The organism is Kocuria palustris, from assembly GCF_016907795.1.
Taxonomy (GTDB): domain Bacteria; phylum Actinomycetota; class Actinomycetes; order Actinomycetales; family Micrococcaceae; genus Kocuria; species Kocuria palustris.
On the sequence record NZ_JAFBCR010000001.1, the window covers coordinates 2,252,073 to 2,266,625 of the forward strand.

At 72.1% G+C, this 14,553-nt stretch carries 13 protein-coding genes and 1 tRNA gene; 13 read left to right on the top strand and 1 reads right to left on the bottom strand.

From position 1 onward, the window contains the following. The first annotated feature begins 29 nt into the window (after positions 1 to 29). The 13 genes from JOE55_RS09965 to JOE55_RS10025 all read left to right on the top strand — a co-directional run bounded on the left by JOE55_RS09965 (position 30) and on the right by JOE55_RS10025 (position 13,900). A complete protein-coding gene (locus tag JOE55_RS09965) occupies positions 30 to 1,112 on the top strand; it encodes a BMP family ABC transporter substrate-binding protein (protein WP_204782787.1) in 1,083 nt (360 codons plus the stop codon). A gap of 61 nt (positions 1,113 to 1,173) precedes the next feature. After that, positions 1,174 to 1,590 (top strand): cytidine deaminase, encoded by a 417-nt coding sequence (locus JOE55_RS09970; protein WP_239546598.1) that lies wholly within the window; start codon positions 1,174 to 1,176, stop codon positions 1,588 to 1,590. Then, positions 1,587 to 2,927 carry a thymidine phosphorylase gene (locus JOE55_RS09975; RefSeq protein WP_338125471.1) on the top strand — a complete coding sequence of 447 codons (1,341 nt, stop codon included), beginning with the start codon at positions 1,587 to 1,589 and terminating at the stop codon, positions 2,925 to 2,927. Before JOE55_RS09970 ends, JOE55_RS09975 begins: the two co-directional genes overlap by 4 nt. 78 nt (positions 2,928 to 3,005) lie before the next feature. Further along, a complete protein-coding gene (locus tag JOE55_RS09980; protein WP_204782788.1) occupies positions 3,006 to 4,889 on the top strand; it encodes a hypothetical protein in 1,884 nt (627 codons plus the stop codon). Positions 4,890 to 4,893: 4 nt separating this feature from the next. Further along, a complete protein-coding gene (locus JOE55_RS09985) occupies positions 4,894 to 6,159 on the top strand; it encodes an adenosine deaminase (protein WP_204782789.1) in 1,266 nt (421 codons plus the stop codon). Continuing rightward, positions 6,156 to 6,854, top strand: coding sequence for a MazG family protein (locus JOE55_RS09990; RefSeq protein ID WP_204782790.1), 699 nt, complete (start codon positions 6,156 to 6,158; stop codon positions 6,852 to 6,854). Before JOE55_RS09985 ends, JOE55_RS09990 begins: the two co-directional genes overlap by 4 nt. A gap of 124 nt (positions 6,855 to 6,978) precedes the next feature. Then, positions 6,979 to 8,259, top strand: coding sequence for a phosphopyruvate hydratase (eno, locus tag JOE55_RS09995; RefSeq protein ID WP_204782791.1), 1,281 nt, complete (start codon positions 6,979 to 6,981; stop codon positions 8,257 to 8,259). A 238-nt stretch (positions 8,260 to 8,497) separates the two neighbouring features. Beyond that, positions 8,498 to 9,079, top strand: coding sequence for a septum formation initiator family protein (locus tag JOE55_RS10000; RefSeq protein WP_204782792.1), 582 nt, complete (start codon positions 8,498 to 8,500; stop codon positions 9,077 to 9,079). Between the two features lie 92 nt (positions 9,080 to 9,171). Then, on the top strand, positions 9,172 to 9,735 hold the full coding sequence (locus JOE55_RS10005) for a DUF501 domain-containing protein (protein WP_375543934.1): 564 nt from the start codon (positions 9,172 to 9,174) through the stop codon (positions 9,733 to 9,735). Positions 9,736 to 9,781: 46 nt separating this feature from the next. Continuing rightward, positions 9,782 to 10,774: a Ppx/GppA phosphatase family protein gene (locus JOE55_RS10010; protein WP_204782793.1), complete on the top strand. Its 993-nt coding sequence runs from the start codon at positions 9,782 to 9,784 to the stop codon at positions 10,772 to 10,774. Positions 10,775 to 10,833: 59 nt separating this feature from the next. Further along, positions 10,834 to 12,243 carry a S8 family peptidase gene (locus tag JOE55_RS10015; protein WP_204782794.1) on the top strand — a complete coding sequence of 470 codons (1,410 nt, stop codon included), beginning with the start codon at positions 10,834 to 10,836 and terminating at the stop codon, positions 12,241 to 12,243. Positions 12,244 to 12,374: 131 nt separating this feature from the next. Next, a complete protein-coding gene (locus tag JOE55_RS10020; protein WP_024289044.1) occupies positions 12,375 to 13,763 on the top strand; it encodes an NAD(P)/FAD-dependent oxidoreductase in 1,389 nt (462 codons plus the stop codon). Positions 13,764 to 13,823: 60 nt separating this feature from the next. Then, positions 13,824 to 13,900, top strand: a tRNA-Leu gene (locus JOE55_RS10025). Positions 13,901 to 13,952: 52 nt separating this feature from the next. Here JOE55_RS10025 and JOE55_RS10030 read toward each other — a convergent pair. Further along, on the bottom strand, positions 13,953 to 14,375 hold the full coding sequence (locus JOE55_RS10030) for a YccF domain-containing protein (RefSeq protein WP_024289043.1): 423 nt from the start codon (positions 14,373 to 14,375) through the stop codon (positions 13,953 to 13,955). Between the last annotated feature and the right edge of the window lie 178 nt (positions 14,376 to 14,553).

Below are 14,553 nucleotides of genomic sequence, written 5' to 3' on the forward strand. Positions count from 1 at the left end.
GATCGCCCCCACAGCACCCGGAAGCAGCCATGTCCCTCCGCCGTCCCGTGCCAGCCGCCTGCGCGGTCGGTCTGAGCGCGCTCGCGCTCAGCGCCTGCGGCGAGCTGTCGGAGGACTCCGGGCTCGGCGCAGCGGAGGAGGCCACCGTCTGCATGGTGGCCGAGGGAGAGGGCTTCGAGGACCTCAGCTTCCATCAGAGCGCGCACGAGGGGCTCGAGCATGCGGCCCGTGACACGGGGGTCTCGACCCGTGAGTCCGTGGTGGGCTCGGATGCCGAGTCCGACCCTGCCCTGCGCTCCATGGTCCAGAGCGGCTGCGACCTCACGATCGCCAACGGGCAGCCGCTGTCGCAGGTCGCCCTGGAGGTCGCCGCCGAGAACCCGCAGGCCGCCTTCGCGACCGTGGACGACTCCGCAGGCGAGGGCCTCGGCAATGTCAAGCCGCTGAGCTTCGACTCCGGCACCGCCGCGTTCCTGGCCGGCTACCTGGCCGCAGGCACCACCGAGACCGGCACGGTCGCAGCCTTCGGGGGCGAGGACATCCCCCGGGTGAGGCTCGTGCTCGACGGCTTCGCCGAGGGCGTCGAGCACTGGAATGAGCAGAAGGACGACGACGTCGAGCTGCTCGGCTGGGACCGGCAGGAGCAGGAGGGCACCATGCTCGGCTCGTTCAAGGACGACGAGGGCGCCCGGGAGGTCACCGAGGGCTTCCTGGACAACGGCGCGGACATCGTCCTGCCGGCCGCCGGAGGCGCCTCCGAGGGCACCGCGCAGGCCGTGGCCGCCACGGGTGAGGGCTCGGACCAGGCGCTGTTCATCTGGGTCGACACCGACGGCTACGACGTCCTGCCGGAGGCCCAGCGATCGCACCAGCTGACCTCGGTGCTCAAGGACCTCACAGGGCCCGTGGAGTCGCTGGTGCGCGACCTGGAAGACGGTGAACTCGATCTGGACCCCTACGTGGGGAGCCTCGAGAACGGGGGAGTGGGCATCGCCGATCACCACGACCAGCAGGAGCGCGTGGGCCCGGAGCTGGCCGCCGAGGTCGCCGGGCTGCGCCAGCAGATCATCGACGGCGAGCTGGAGATCGAATCCCAGGAGGACGCCGGCTGAGGCGTCACGGCCGGGCCCGCACAGCACGGGGCGCGGCCGTCGAGACGAGGAGGAGCAGGAGATGACCGAGAGCATCGAAGGCGCACGGCTGGAGGAGCTGATCGCCGAGCAGCCCTGGGCGGGGCTGATCGAGGAGGCCCGCCGGGCCATGCAGCACGCCTACGTCCCATACTCCCGCTTCAAGGTGGGGGCGGCCGCGCTCGTGGACGACGGACGCGTGGTCTCCGGGTGCAATGTCGAGAACGGCAGCTACGGGCTCACGCTGTGCGCCGAATGCGGCCTGGTCAGCGCCCTGCACGCCAGCGGCGGCGGACGGCTGACGCACTTCGTGTGCGTCGACGGCCAGGGCTCGGTGCTCATGCCGTGCGGCCGCTGCCGCCAGCTGCTGCACGAGCACGGCGGGGATCAGCTCCAGCTGCTGACCGTCAGCGGTCTGCGCAGCATGGACCAGGTCCTCCCCGACGCCTTCGTCCTGTGAGCGCGCAGCAGCAGTCCCCGGTCCGAAAGCCTTTCGCTGCCGTGGACGTCATCCGGGCCAAGCGGGACGGACAGCCGTTGGACGAGGCTCGGATCCGCTGGGCCGTGGACGCCTACGTCCGCGGGGTGCTGAGCGAGGAGCAGATGGCCGCCCTGGCCATGGCGATCTGGTTCCGGGGCATGGATCGGGAGGAGACCTCGGCCTGGACCGAGGCCATGATCGACTCCGGCACCCGCCTGGACTTCACCGGGCTGCGCCGCGGAGGTCGGACGCTGCCGACCGTCGACAAGCACTCGACCGGCGGTGTGGGAGACAAGACCACCCTGCCGCTGGCTCCGCTCGTGGCCGCCCACGGGGTCGCCGTCCCGCAGCTGTCGGGCCGCGGCCTGGGGCACACCGGCGGCACCCTGGACAAGCTCGAGGCCATCCCCGGGTGGACGGCAGAGCTCACCCACGACCAGCTGCTGGCGCAGCTGCAGGACGTGGGCGCGGTGGTGTGCGCGGCAGGCGGGGATCTCGCTCCGGCCGATCGCCGTCTCTACGCGCTGCGCGACGTCACCGCCACGGTCGACTCCATCCCGCTGATCGCCTCGTCGATCATGTCCAAGAAGATCGCCGGGGGCGCCGGCGGCCTCGTGCTGGACGTCAAGGTCGGCTCCGGCGCGTTCATGAAGGACCGCGGATCCGCGGAGCAGCTGGCCCGGACCATGGTCGGTCTCGGCCACGACGCCGGCCTGCCGACCTCCGCGGTGCTCACCGACATGTCCGCCCCTCTGGGCCGCGCCGTGGGCAACGCCTGCGAGGTGCAGGAGTCCCTCGAGGTCCTGGCCGGCGGCGGTCCGGCCGACCTGGTCGAGCTCGTGCTCGAGCTGGCCCGCCGGATGCTCGCCCTGGCCGGAGTGGACGACGATCCCGCCGACGCGCTCGCCGACGGCCGCGCCATGGACTCCTGGCGCCGCATGATCGCAGCGCAGGGCGGCGACCCCGATGCCGAGCTGCCGCGGGCGCGGCACGAGCAGGAAATCGTCGCGGCAGAAGGCGGAACGGTGCAGGGCATCGAGGCGCTCGGCATCGGCACGGCCAGCTGGAGCCTGGGCGCCGGGCGCGAGCGCAGCCAGGACCCGGTCCAGGCCGGAGCCGGAGTGCTCCTGCACGTGGAGCGAGGCCAGCAGGTCCGGGCGGGGCAGCGCCTGGCCACGCTCATGACGGACACCCCGGAGGCCTTCGAGGGCGCCGAGCAGCTCGTGCTCGGTGCGATCTCGGTGGGCCCCGACCGGCCGCAGGCCTCGAGTCGGACCGATGTGGTCCTCGGAGTGGTGGAATTCGAGGACTTGTGAGAGGCGACTTGTAGTCTGGTGGCAGACAGTGCCGGCGGCGCGCCGATCCGGCGGAACGAGACTGACGACCTGGAGGACATGATGGGACTTTTCAGCAGGAAGCAGACCCCCGAGAGCGAGCCGCGCACAGCGGACGCGGATGTCCAGCAGACGCAGCCTCGCGGCGCTGAGACCGCTGCCGCGGGCCAGCAGCTGCCGGAGTCCGGCCCGCTGCGCAGCCTGGTCGACGGCCTGCTCGTCGACGGCGCCGAGCGCGCCAAGCTGACCCTGGTCCAGCGCGGCTCGACCATGAGCTACCAGTCCGAGCGCGCCGCGGCCGACGGCTCCCCGGAGACCGATTCCGGCGTGGTCGACCAGGCCTCGCCCCTGTTCGACGACGTCGCCGCCCTCTACACCGAGTCCATGAACTCGTCCACGGGCGCCTGGCAGACCGTCGTCATCACCGCGGCCGCACCGGAGGCCTATGGCCGCTCCGTCACCGTGGACTACGACTTCCCGGCCGCCGAGCACCGCACGGAGCAGTACCGGGTCGCCAGCGGCTCCGCGCAGGCCGGTGCCGCACAGAGCCGTGCTGCGCAGGGCGGTGAGGCACAGCCCGCCTCCGATGCGGCGACGTCGCCGCGTTCGGCCGACTCCGCTCAGGCCGATCCCGCCGCGCAGGGCCCGCTGGGCGATTCCTCGCAGGGCGGCGCCCGCACGGGGGCCAGCGCCGGTGCCGGAGCTGCTGCGGCCGCCGGCGGCCGCGACCAGTCGGGTCCGCTCGGGCAGGATCAGGCCGGCACGGCCGAGCCCGCCGCTGAGCAGCGCGACCTGGGCGCCGAGTCCCGCGAGGACCGTCGCCGCGACTCCGAGGCCCTGAGCCGCGAGCCGCAGGCCGTCCAGGACACCGAGGCCCGCACCCCCGAGGCACGGACCCAGGAGGCTCGTCCTGCTGAGGCACGGACCGCTGATGCTCGGGGCACCGAGGCAGCAGCATCCGAGACCTCGGGCGCCGAGGCGCGCCCCGTCGAGGCCGAGCAGCGCTCCGCGGGTGCCGGCGTCGCCGGCGCCGCGGCCGGTGCCGGCGCGGCAGGAGTCGTCGCCGGCTCGGAGCAGCGGCGCGTGCCCGAGGGCCAGCTGACCGACAACGGCACGGTCGACAACCTCGCACCCCGCCAGCAGGGCCAGGAGCCGATCGAGGTGGACCACGAGGTCCAGGAGTCGGTCGCGCGCACGGCGGGCCACCAGTCCGCCGCGGGCTCCGGCACGAGCGAGCAGCACGCGGGCACCTCCGCAGCCTCGCAGGCCCAGGGCGAGCAGATCCCGGCGCACGTCGATCACGACGAGTGGCGCGATGACAGCGGCGCCCGGCGCTCCCCGGCAGCCGCGCCCACGGGTGCGGCAGCCGCGCACTCGGTGTCCAGCCGGGACGGCTCCGGCGCCCCCACGGTCGCCAGCGGCGCCGATGTGGCCCCGTCGTACCGCGCCGCGGAGCAGGCAGCGGGCGGCGAGGACCTGGCCCAGGGCAACAAGGTCCTGTCGCAGAAGGACATCGCCCGCCGCGTGGCCGGCGCGCAGAAGCGTCTCTTCGGGGCCGACGGCTCCGCCCGCGACGTCTCGACCGTGCTGATCCGCGTGCGCACGCTGGGCACCTACTACGACGCCCTGACCCACGTGCGCCAGGGCGGCTTCTGGGACCAGCGCTCGACCTTCGACCTGATCCCCGAGGAGGACCTGCAGGTCCAGGCCCTCAAGCAGGACTCGTACGTCGAGGGCGAGGGCGCCCCGCTGGCGATCATGTTCCGCTTCCGTCCGGGCATCCCCCCGGAGGTCTCCTTCGACTACGACGACGAGGAGGCGTTCGTGCGCTACGAGAACCGCCTGCCCTCGCAGAACTACGTCGAGGAGCTGCGCATGTACCCGCGCACCGGGGCGAACATCCCGCAGCACGTCAACGACGCACTCCAGGATTGGAACTACTGATCCCATGACCCAGATCCCGAGCACCGGCCCCGCCGGTCAGCCCGGGAGCCAGGACCCCGCCGGCTCGGCCGGCGGGGTCCTGCGCTCCCTTCCCAAGATCAGCCTCCACGATCATCTCGACGGCGGCCTGCGCCCGCAGACCCTGCTCGAGCTCGCCGGGGCCGCGGGCACCGAGCCGCCCGCTGACTCGGCCGCCGAGCTCGAGCAGTGGATGCGCGAGTCCGCGGACTCGGGCTCGCTCGAGCGCTACCTGCAGACCTTCTCGGTGATCCTCGAGGTCCTGCAGAGCGCCGAGGCCCTGCGTCGGGCGGCTCGCGAGGCCGTCGAGGACCTCGCCGCCGACGGCGTGATCCACGCCGAGCTGCGTTGGGCCCCCGAGCAGCACGTGGCCGGCGGTCTGAGCCTCGGCCAGGCCGTCGACGCCGTCAGCGAGGGCCTGCAGGAGGGCGTGGTCGCGGCCGCCCAGCAGGGCCTGGAGATCTCCGCCGGGCAGCTGCTGTGCGCCATGCGCCAGGCCGACCGCAGCCTCGAGATCGCGCAGCTGACCGTCGAGCGCTTCTCCCCGGACGAGCCCGGCGGCGTGCTGGGCTTCGACCTGGCCGGACCGGAGGAGGGCTTCGCGCCCAGCCGGCACCAGGAGGCCCTGGACCTGCTGGCGCGCAGCCTGGTGCCCGTCACCCTGCACGCGGGCGAGGGCGCCGGCCTGGACTCCCTTCGCTCGGCGGTGGTCGACGGCCGCGCGCTGCGCCTGGGCCACGGCGTGCGCCTGGTCGAGGACGTGGCGCTGTCGGACGCCCCGGACGACGACGTCTCGATCGAGCTCGGCGAGCTGGCCCGGTGGGTGCGCGACCGCGGCATCGCCCTGGAGGTCTGCCCGCGCTCGAACAGCCAGACCGGTGCGGTCGCAGGCTGGAACCCTCCGCACAACCTCGTGCGCGTCCTGGGCCCCGGCACGCAGCGCCATCCGATCGGCTTTCTGCACCGTGCGGGCTTCCGCGTGGTGGTCGGGGCGGACAACCGGCTGGTCTCGGGCACGGATCTCACGACCGAGCTCGGCGAGCTCGTGGCCCTGCACGGGTTCTCGCTGGATGACCTCGAGACCCTGCAGCGCAGCGCGGCCCAGTCGGCCTTCCTACCGCTGGATCAGCGCGTGGCCCTCGAGGCGCGGATCGGAGCGGAGTTCGACGCCGTGCGCGGATCGGGCATCCCGCTGGGCCTGGGGGACATGATGGCCGCTCACGAGGCCGAGGCCTCCGAGGGCACCTGGTGAGCGAGGACGGATCGGGGGCGGCCTTCGAGCGGCTGCTGGCGATCATGGACCGTCTGCGCTCGCCCGGCGGCTGCGCGTGGGACGGGCGCCAGAGCCACTCCTCGCTCGTGAAGCATCTGATCGAGGAGTCCTACGAGGTCGTCGAGGCCGTCGAAGCCCCCGGCGGGCCGGAGGCCCACCGCGACGAGCTCGTGGAGGAGCTCGGCGACGTCCTGCTCCAGGTGGTCTTCCACGCGAGGATCGCCCAGGAGCGCAGCGCGCAGCAGGGCGGCTTCGACATCGACGATGTCGTGGCGGGGATCAGCGAAAAGCTCGTGCGCCGTCACCCCGAGGTCTTCGCCGACGCCCAGAGGGCCGAGGCCTCGGACGATGCCGCCCTGCACGCCCGGTGGGAGGAGCTCAAGCGGGCTGAGAAGCCCCAGCGCACCGGCCCGTTCGACGGCGTGCCGCCGGGGCTTCCCGCCCTGCAGCGCACCGAGAAGATCCTCGCGAAGGCCAGGCGCCACGGGCTGGAGCCGCAGAGCCCCTCGGAGCCGGACGAGGACCGCCCGCGCACTCAGGAGCAGCTGGGGCAGGCCCTGTTCGAACTGGTGCGCCAGGCCTCGTCGGACGGACTGGATGCCGAGCGCGCCCTGCGCGAGCACAGCGCCCGGTGGGTCCGTCAGCGCGATCCGGCACGGCTCCCGCAGGACTGAGCGGAAGCACAGGCAATAATGATGTTCGTGACAGGGCCTTCTCGATAGGCTCGTCAGCAGAAGCACCGGGTCCTGGCGGGACGCCTCGGCCCGTTTCCGCAGCACCGATCGAAGGAGACCTTCCATGGCCATGATCATCGACGTCCACGCACGTCAGATCCTCGATTCCCGCGGCAACCCCACGGTCGAGGTCGAGGTCCGCCTCGAGGACGGCAGCTTCGGTCGCGCGGCGGTGCCCTCGGGCGCCTCCACCGGTGAGCACGAGGCCGTCGAGCGCCGCGACGGCGACAAGAACGTCTACCTGGGCAAGGGCGTCCTGGGTGCGGTCGAGGCCGTGAACGAGGAGATCGCCGAGGCCGTCATCGGCATGGAGTCCACCGACCAGCGCCTGGTCGACCAGGCCATGCTCGAGCTCGACGGCACCCCGACCAAGTCCAAGCTCGGCGCCAACGCCATCCTGGGCGTCTCGCTGGCCGTGGCCCGCGCCTCGGCGGAGGAGGCCGACCTCCCGCTGTACAAGTACCTGGGCGGCCCCAACGCGCACGTGCTGCCGGTGCCCATGATGAACATCCTCAACGGCGGCTCCCACGCGGACTCCAACGTGGACATCCAGGAGTTCATGATCGCCCCGATCGGCTTCGCCACCTTCTCGGAGGCCCTGCGCGCCGGCACCGAGGTCTACCACGCGCTGAAGTCCGTGCTGAAGGACCGCGGCCTGTCCACCGGCCTGGGCGACGAGGGCGGCTTCGCGCCCGACCTCGAGTCCAACCGCGCTGCCCTGGACCTGATCCTGGACGCCATCGAGAAGGCCGGCTACAAGCCGGGCGAGCAGATCGCGCTGGCGCTGGACGTCGCCTCCTCCGAGTTCTTCGACAAGGGCTCCTACACCTTCGAGGGCGGCAAGAAGTCGGCCGATGAGATGGCGGCCTACTACGAGCAGCTCGTGGCCGACTACCCGCTGGTCTCGATCGAGGACCCGCTGGACGAGAACGACTGGGACGGCTGGGCCAAGCTCACCGCCTCGGTCGGGCAGAAGGTCCAGCTCGTGGGCGATGACCTCTTCGTCACCAACCCCGAGTTCCTGACCCGCGGCATCCGCGAGGGCGTCGGCAACGCCCTGCTGGTCAAGGTCAACCAGATCGGCTCCCTCACGGAGACCCTGGAGGCCATCACCCTGGCGCAGACCAACATGTTCCGGTGCATGGTCTCCCACCGCTCCGGCGAGACCGAGGACACCACGATCTCGGACATCGCCGTGGCCACCAACGCCGGACAGATCAAGACCGGCGCCCCGGCGCGCTCGGAGCGCGTGGCCAAGTACAACCAGCTGCTGCGCATCGAGGAGGCCCTGGGAGACGCTGCCTCCTACGCCGGCGTCTCGGCCTTCCCGCGCTTCTCGGACTGAGAGCGCGGCTGAACGGCTGAACGCAGCCGTCCGCACGCGGACCGCCGTCGTCCTCCTGACTCGGGAGGGTGGCGGCGGTCCGGCGTCGCGGGGCAGGCGCTGCCTCGTCGGTGCCGGGCGGCGTCCGAGCGTGCCACTAGACTGGGCCCGCTCGCTCGTCGAACGCGCGTCCCGCAGCCCTCGCACAGGAGCGGACGCCCCGAGCACGCAGACCGTCGCAGAGCCAGGAGCAGCATCCGTGTCCGATCACCGCACCGAGGACCGCGCGCCGCGGTCCGAGCGCGGCTCCGAGCCGGATCCGGCCGAGCGCGACGAGGCCCCCGCGCGCAGCCTGCGACGCTTCACGACCTCGTCGGGCAGCCGTCGCCTGCTGTGGGTTGTGGCGATCGTGCTGTTCATCGTCTTCCTGGCGGCCCCCACGACCAAGATCTACCTGGACCAGCAGGCGGAGATCGCCGAGCTGGAGGCCAGCATCGAGGAGAAGTCCGCCGACCGGGACACCCTGCAGGACGAGCTCGAGCTGTGGGAGAACCCGGACTACGTCGAGCAGCAGGCAGGGGAGCGGCTGATGATGGTCGAGCCCGGGCAGCGCTCCTACCTGGTGGTCGGCGCCGACGAGGTCGGCACCGGGGCCGCGGACACCTCTGCCGTCGAGGAGTCCGCAGGCAGGCCGGCCTGGGCCGACGCCCTGTGGGGCTCGCTCAAGGACTCCGCCTGGCCGCGGCGCGCCGAGGACTCCGCCGACAGCTTCCCCGAGCTCGACGAGGCACAGGAGGACCCGTCCGCCTCGTCGTCGCCCACCGCCGAGACCACCGAGTGAGGACCCCCGTGAGCGAGCAGAGCACCAGCAGCGATCAGCCGCGCCCGGATCTGGAGCAGACCGTCTCCGGGATCGCCCCGGCCGGCGTGGACGTGGCCGAGCCCCGCGGCCTGAACTCCACGGCCGCCAACCGCCGCCCGCAGGAGCTGGACCTGCAGGTGCTGGCCCGCCAGCTGGGCCGGCCCGTGCGCGATGTGGTGGAGATCCCGGCCCGGTGCGCCTGCGGCAACCCGCTCGTGGCGGCCACCGCTCCGAGGCTGTCCGGCGGCACGCCGTTCCCCACGGTCTACTACCTGGCCCACCCCGTGATCACGGCAGCCGTCTCGCGGCTGGAGGCGGAGGGAGCCATGTACGGGATGACCGACCGCCTGGGCGAGGACGAGCAGCTGGCGGCGTCCTACCAGCGCTCGCACGAGGACTACCTGGCCCGGCGCGAGCGCATCGGCGCCATCGCCGGTTCCGGGGAGGTCCCGGAGATCGACGGCATCTCCGCAGGCGGCATGCCCACCCGCGTGAAGTGCCTGCACGTGCTGGTCGGACACTCGCTGTCCGCGGGACCCGGCGTGAACCTGCTCGGCGACGAGACGCTCGAGCTGATCGCCGACACCTGGTCCCCGCAGATCTGCCGATGCGATCCCGCCTGGCGCGAGTCCTGAGCACCGCCCCACCCCCTGAAGAGCCCGAGTACACCGAGGAGCCCCCATGCGCGTCGGAGCCATCGACTGCGGCACCAACTCGATCCGCCTGCTGATCACCGAGGCGGCCGACGACGCCCTGGGCGCCTCCCCGGCCGAGATCGAGCTGAACGAGCTCGTGCGCACCAAGGAGATGGTCCGCCTGGGCCAGGGGGTGGATGCGACCGGCTGGCTGGCCCAGGAGGCGCTGGAGCGCACGTTCGCGGCCGTCGACGGCTTCGCCCGCCTGCTCGATGAGCACGCCGTGGACTCGGTGCGCTTCGTGGCCACCTCGGCCACCCGCGACGCCGGCAACCGGCACGTCTTCGTGGACGGCATCCGCTCGCGCCTGGGCGTGGCCCCCGAGGTGATCTCGGGCGAGGAGGAGGCGGCCCTGTCCTTCGCGGGGGCCACCATGGTGGCCGCTCCGGAGTCCGAGGACGATCGCACGATGGTCGTGGACCTGGGCGGCGGCTCGACCGAGCTCGTGCTCGGCAGCTCGGCGGGGATCCTGGCCTCGCGCTCGCTGAACATCGGCTGCGTGCGCATGACCGAGCGCCACCTGGGCTCCAACCCGCCCACCGAGGCACAGCAGCGCGCGGTGCTGGCGGATGTGGACCGCGCCCTGGACTCCGCGGCGCTGACCGTCCCGCTGGGCCAGACCCGGAAGATCGTGGGCGTGGCCGGGACCGTCACCACCATCACCGCACTGGCCCTGGGCCTGGAGGACTACGACGAGCAGCGGATCAACGGCGCCGAGCTGCCGATCTCCGATCTGGAGCGCACCTGCCGCGAGCTCACCGCCATGACCCGGGAGCAGCGCGACGCCCTGGGCGTCATGCACCCCGGGCGCGGCGACGTGATCGGCGGCGGCGCCCTGGTGTGGCGGCGCGTGCTGCAGCGGATCGCCGAGGCCACCGACGGGCGTGTGAGCACCGCCACCACGAGCGAGCACGATATTTTGGACGGCATCGCACTGTCCCGCCTGTCCACCATCCCCCAGAAGGCTCCGCTGGCCTGACGTCCCCGGTGCGCCTGCCGACCCGGATCCGCTTCGCGGAGTCCACGAAGGACCTGACCATGAGCCCCTCAGCCTCCGAGCGCATCTCCGGCAATGGAGGGCGGGGCCCGGTCCGCACCGCCGTGGCGCTGAGCGCCTCCGTCGTGCTGAGCGGGATGCTCACCAGCGCGGTCATCGCCGGCCCCGTCCAGGCCACCGAGGAGACCCCGGTGCCGGATGGCCCCGCGCCGTCGGTGCCGGTCACGGACCCGTCGGACGTGCCCGGGCCGGAGCCCTCGCAGCCGGCCGAGTCCACCGAGATCTCCGAGTCGCAGGCCCGCGCGGACGAGTACTGGCTCGATGAGTACGGCGTCCGCGACGCCTGGAAGGCCTCGCGCGGGGAGGGCGCCACGATCGCGATCATCGACACCGGCGTGGACGGCTCGCACCCGGACCTCGAGGGGGCCGTCTCGGGGGGAACGGACGTCTCCGGCATCGGGGCCGCGAACGGCCAGGAGCCGCTGGGGGCGGATCCCGATCACGGGACCATGGTCGCCTCCGTCGCGGCCGGGCGCGGCCACGGCGCCGATCACGCCGAGGGCATCATCGGCGTGGCCCCCGAGGCGGAGATCCTGGCCGTGTCGACCGCGCTGGGAACCGATGAGGCCGGCGTGCGCTCGACCGACGAGCAGATCCCCGATGCCGTGCGCTGGGCCGTCGACAACGGCGCCGACGTGATCAACATGTCCGTGGGCTCCCCGCAGCAGTCCTGGCCCGAGTCCTGGGACTCGGCGTTCGCCTACGCGGAGGAGAAGGACGTCCTGATCGTGGCGGCGGCAGGCAACCGCGGAAACGGCCTGGTGCAGGTGGGCGCTCCGGCGACCATCCCCAGCGTGCTGACCGTGGGCGGGGTGGATCAGGACGGGCAGGCCGGCTGGGAGTCGTCGTCGCAGGGGATCTCGATCTCGGTGGCGGGTCCGGCGGAGGAGCTCGTGGGAGCCACTCCGGGAGACGGCTATGCCAGCTGGACGGGCACCTCCGCCTCCGCCCCCATCGTGGCGGGCACGGCAGCCCTGATCCGCTCGGAGCATCCAGAGCTCAGCGCCGACGAGGTGGCTCACCGGATCACGGCCTCGGCCGAGGACGCGGGCGAGCCCGGCAAGGACCCGCTCTACGGCTACGGGATCCTGGACGTGAACCGGGCGGTGACCGCGGACCTGCCGGAGATGGAGGACTCTCCGCTGGGCTCCATGGAGCAGTGGATCGAGGTGCATCGCCGTCACGACAGCGAGCCGAGCGCCTCGGCAGCGACCTCCGGGCCGCCGCTGACGGAGGATGTGACGGTCGAGGCGGAGGCTCCGGAGCCCGTCGAGCCGCTGAACTCGACCGGGAGGCTGCCGATCTTCGTGCTGGCCGGATTCGGGCTGCTGGTCGCCGCGATCACGATCGGGGCGGTCCGGCACATCCGCTGGCTGCTGCGCCGCGGCTGAGGCCCCGCACCTCTCGGCGAGCCCCTCGTGAGGGCTCCCGACCGGGCGACGGATGAGATGTGCGTGAACTCTCGAGACGCACGGGGGAGCGGGGGCGAGGACGGCCTCGTCCTATGACTAGACTCGAAACCATGTCTAGCTCTTTCCTGGCAAAGGACCGTAATCGCATCCTCATCGTGGGCGGCGGGTACCTGGGCTACCACGTGGCCCAGGGGCTCCAGAAGCGGATCAAGGAGTCCGGCGGCATCGTCACGATCGTCGATCCGAACCCCTACATGATGTATCTGCCCTTCCTCCCGGAGGTCGCTGCCGGCAGCCTCGAGGCGCGCTCCGCCGTGGCTCCCTTCCAGCAGTTCCTCAAGGACACCGAGTCGCTGTCGGGCCGTGTCATCGGCATCGACCACGACAAGCGCGTGGCCACTGTGGCCTCCATCAACGACGGCCCCGTCTTCGAGGTCCCCTACGACGAGATCGTGCTCGCCGCGGGCTCCGTGACCCGCGCCTTCCCCATCCCGGGGCTGGGCGAGTCCGCGATCGGCATGAAGTCCATCGAGGAAGCCGTGGCGGTGCGCAACTGGGTCTTCGAGCGCATCAGCGCCGCCTCCCAGATGGAGGACGGTCCGGAGCGCCGCAAGGCCCTGACCTTCGTGCTGGTCGGCGGCGGCTTCGCAGGCATCGAGACCATCGGCGAGCTCGAGGACGCGGCACGCAGGGCCGCAGAGCGCAACCCGCGCGTGAAGGTCTCCGACCTGCGCTTCGTGCTGGTCGAGGCGGCCGGGCGCATCATGCCCGAGGTCTCCCAGGACCGCGCGGAGAAGGTCGTGGCCGAGCTGCGCTCGCGCGGTGTGGAGGTGCTGCTGAACACCTCGCTGGAATCTGCCGAGGACGATCACATCAAGCTGATCAACATGCAGGACAAGTCCCCGGCCGGCGAGTTCGACGCCGACACCCTGATCTGGACCGCTGGCGTTCAGGCGAACCCGCTGTTCAAGAAGAACACCCCGTTCCCCGTCGACGACCGCGGCCGCGTCCGCGCCGGAGCAGACCTGCGGGTCACCGGCGACGACGGCCCCATCCCGGGCGCCTGGACCGGCGGTGACAACGCCGCAGTTCCGGATCTGTCCGGTCAGGGCCCCGGCGGCTTCTGCGTCCCGAACGCGCAGCACGCCATCCGCCAGGCCAAGGTCATGGTCAAGAACATCCTGGCCGCCCGCGAGGGCAAGCCGCTGGACGACTACTACCACGAGAGCCTCGGCACCGTGGCGGGCCTGGGCTTGTACAAGGGCGCGGCCAACCTCAAGGGCATCGAGTTCTCCGGCCCCCTGGCCTGGCTCATGCACCGCGGCTACCACGCCTACGCCATGCCGACTCTGGACCGTAAGTTCCGCATCCTCAGCGAGTGGACTGCCAATATGGTCTTCGGGCGCAACACCACCCAGATCCGCCACGTGCGCGATCCTCGCCTGAACTTCGAGACGGCCACCGGCCAGGAGGTCGTGCGCAAGCAGGCCAGGCTCTGACCCTGCGGACATCGACCGGACGCCCCTTCCGCCCAGGCGGGAGGGGCGTCCGACGTCCAGGCCCCCATAGCCCAATCGGCAGAGGCAGCGGACTTAAAATCCGCTCAGTCTGGGTTCGAGTCCCAGTGGGGGCACCAGCAGACCGCCGCGGAGTCGGCGGAAGAGGCGCGGGGCTCCGCGGCAGACTGGTCAGGCGCTGGCGACCGGGTACATCCGGGCCCGCAGCTGCGAGCTGGGGACCACCTCGCGGCCGAACGGGAAGCAGGTCACGGGGATCATCTTCACGTTCGCCCATGCCAGCGGGATGCCGATGATCGTCACAGCCTGGGCCACGGCGGTGAGCACGTGGCCCAGGGCGAGCCACCAGCCCGCGATGACGAACCACAGGATGTTGCCGATGCCGCTGAGGGCACCGGCCCGGCGGGTGGTGATGACCTCGCGGCCGAAGGGCCAGATGACGAATCCGGCGATGCGGAACGACGCCAGCCCGAACGGGATGGTCACGATCAGCAGGCAGGCCAGGATCCCGGCCAGCGCGTAGCCCAGGAAGAGGGTCCATCCGGCGGTCAGGAACCAGATGATGTTGAGGATGAATGACAGGAGGCTTCTCATATACCGAGACTAGCCGACGGGGCGCTGCGGCCGCGGGTCCCCGTGACTGCCCGGTGATGCATCGCTCCAGTTCACAGGGCAGATGAGCGCCCCTGAACTGGGGACCGATGAGGTGCCCTCGGGGTGGGGCCCGGCCCTACGATGGGGGAGCGGGGTCTGGTCGCCCGCGCAGCCACGA

What these genes read in the sequence shown, in the direction of transcription:
- JOE55_RS09965 (WP_204782787.1), top strand. Translation starts at nt 30, where the DNA reads ATGTCCCTCCGCCGTCCCGTGCCAGCCGCCTGCGCGGTCGGTCTGAGC.
- JOE55_RS09970 (WP_239546598.1), top strand. Translation starts at nt 1,174, where the DNA reads ATGACCGAGAGCATCGAAGGCGCACGGCTGGAGGAGCTGATCGCCGAG.
- JOE55_RS09980 (WP_204782788.1), top strand. Translation starts at nt 3,006, where the DNA reads ATGATGGGACTTTTCAGCAGGAAGCAGACCCCCGAGAGCGAGCCGCGC.
- JOE55_RS09985 (WP_204782789.1), top strand. Translation starts at nt 4,894, where the DNA reads ATGACCCAGATCCCGAGCACCGGCCCCGCCGGTCAGCCCGGGAGCCAG.
- eno (WP_204782791.1), top strand. Translation starts at nt 6,979, where the DNA reads ATGGCCATGATCATCGACGTCCACGCACGTCAGATCCTCGATTCCCGC.
- JOE55_RS10010 (WP_204782793.1), top strand. Translation starts at nt 9,782, where the DNA reads ATGCGCGTCGGAGCCATCGACTGCGGCACCAACTCGATCCGCCTGCTG.
- JOE55_RS10015 (WP_204782794.1), top strand. Translation starts at nt 10,834, where the DNA reads ATGAGCCCCTCAGCCTCCGAGCGCATCTCCGGCAATGGAGGGCGGGGC.
- JOE55_RS10020 (WP_024289044.1), top strand. Translation starts at nt 12,375, where the DNA reads ATGTCTAGCTCTTTCCTGGCAAAGGACCGTAATCGCATCCTCATCGTG.
- JOE55_RS10030 (WP_024289043.1), bottom strand. Translation starts at nt 14,375, where the DNA reads ATGAGAAGCCTCCTGTCATTCATCCTCAACATCATCTGGTTCCTGACC.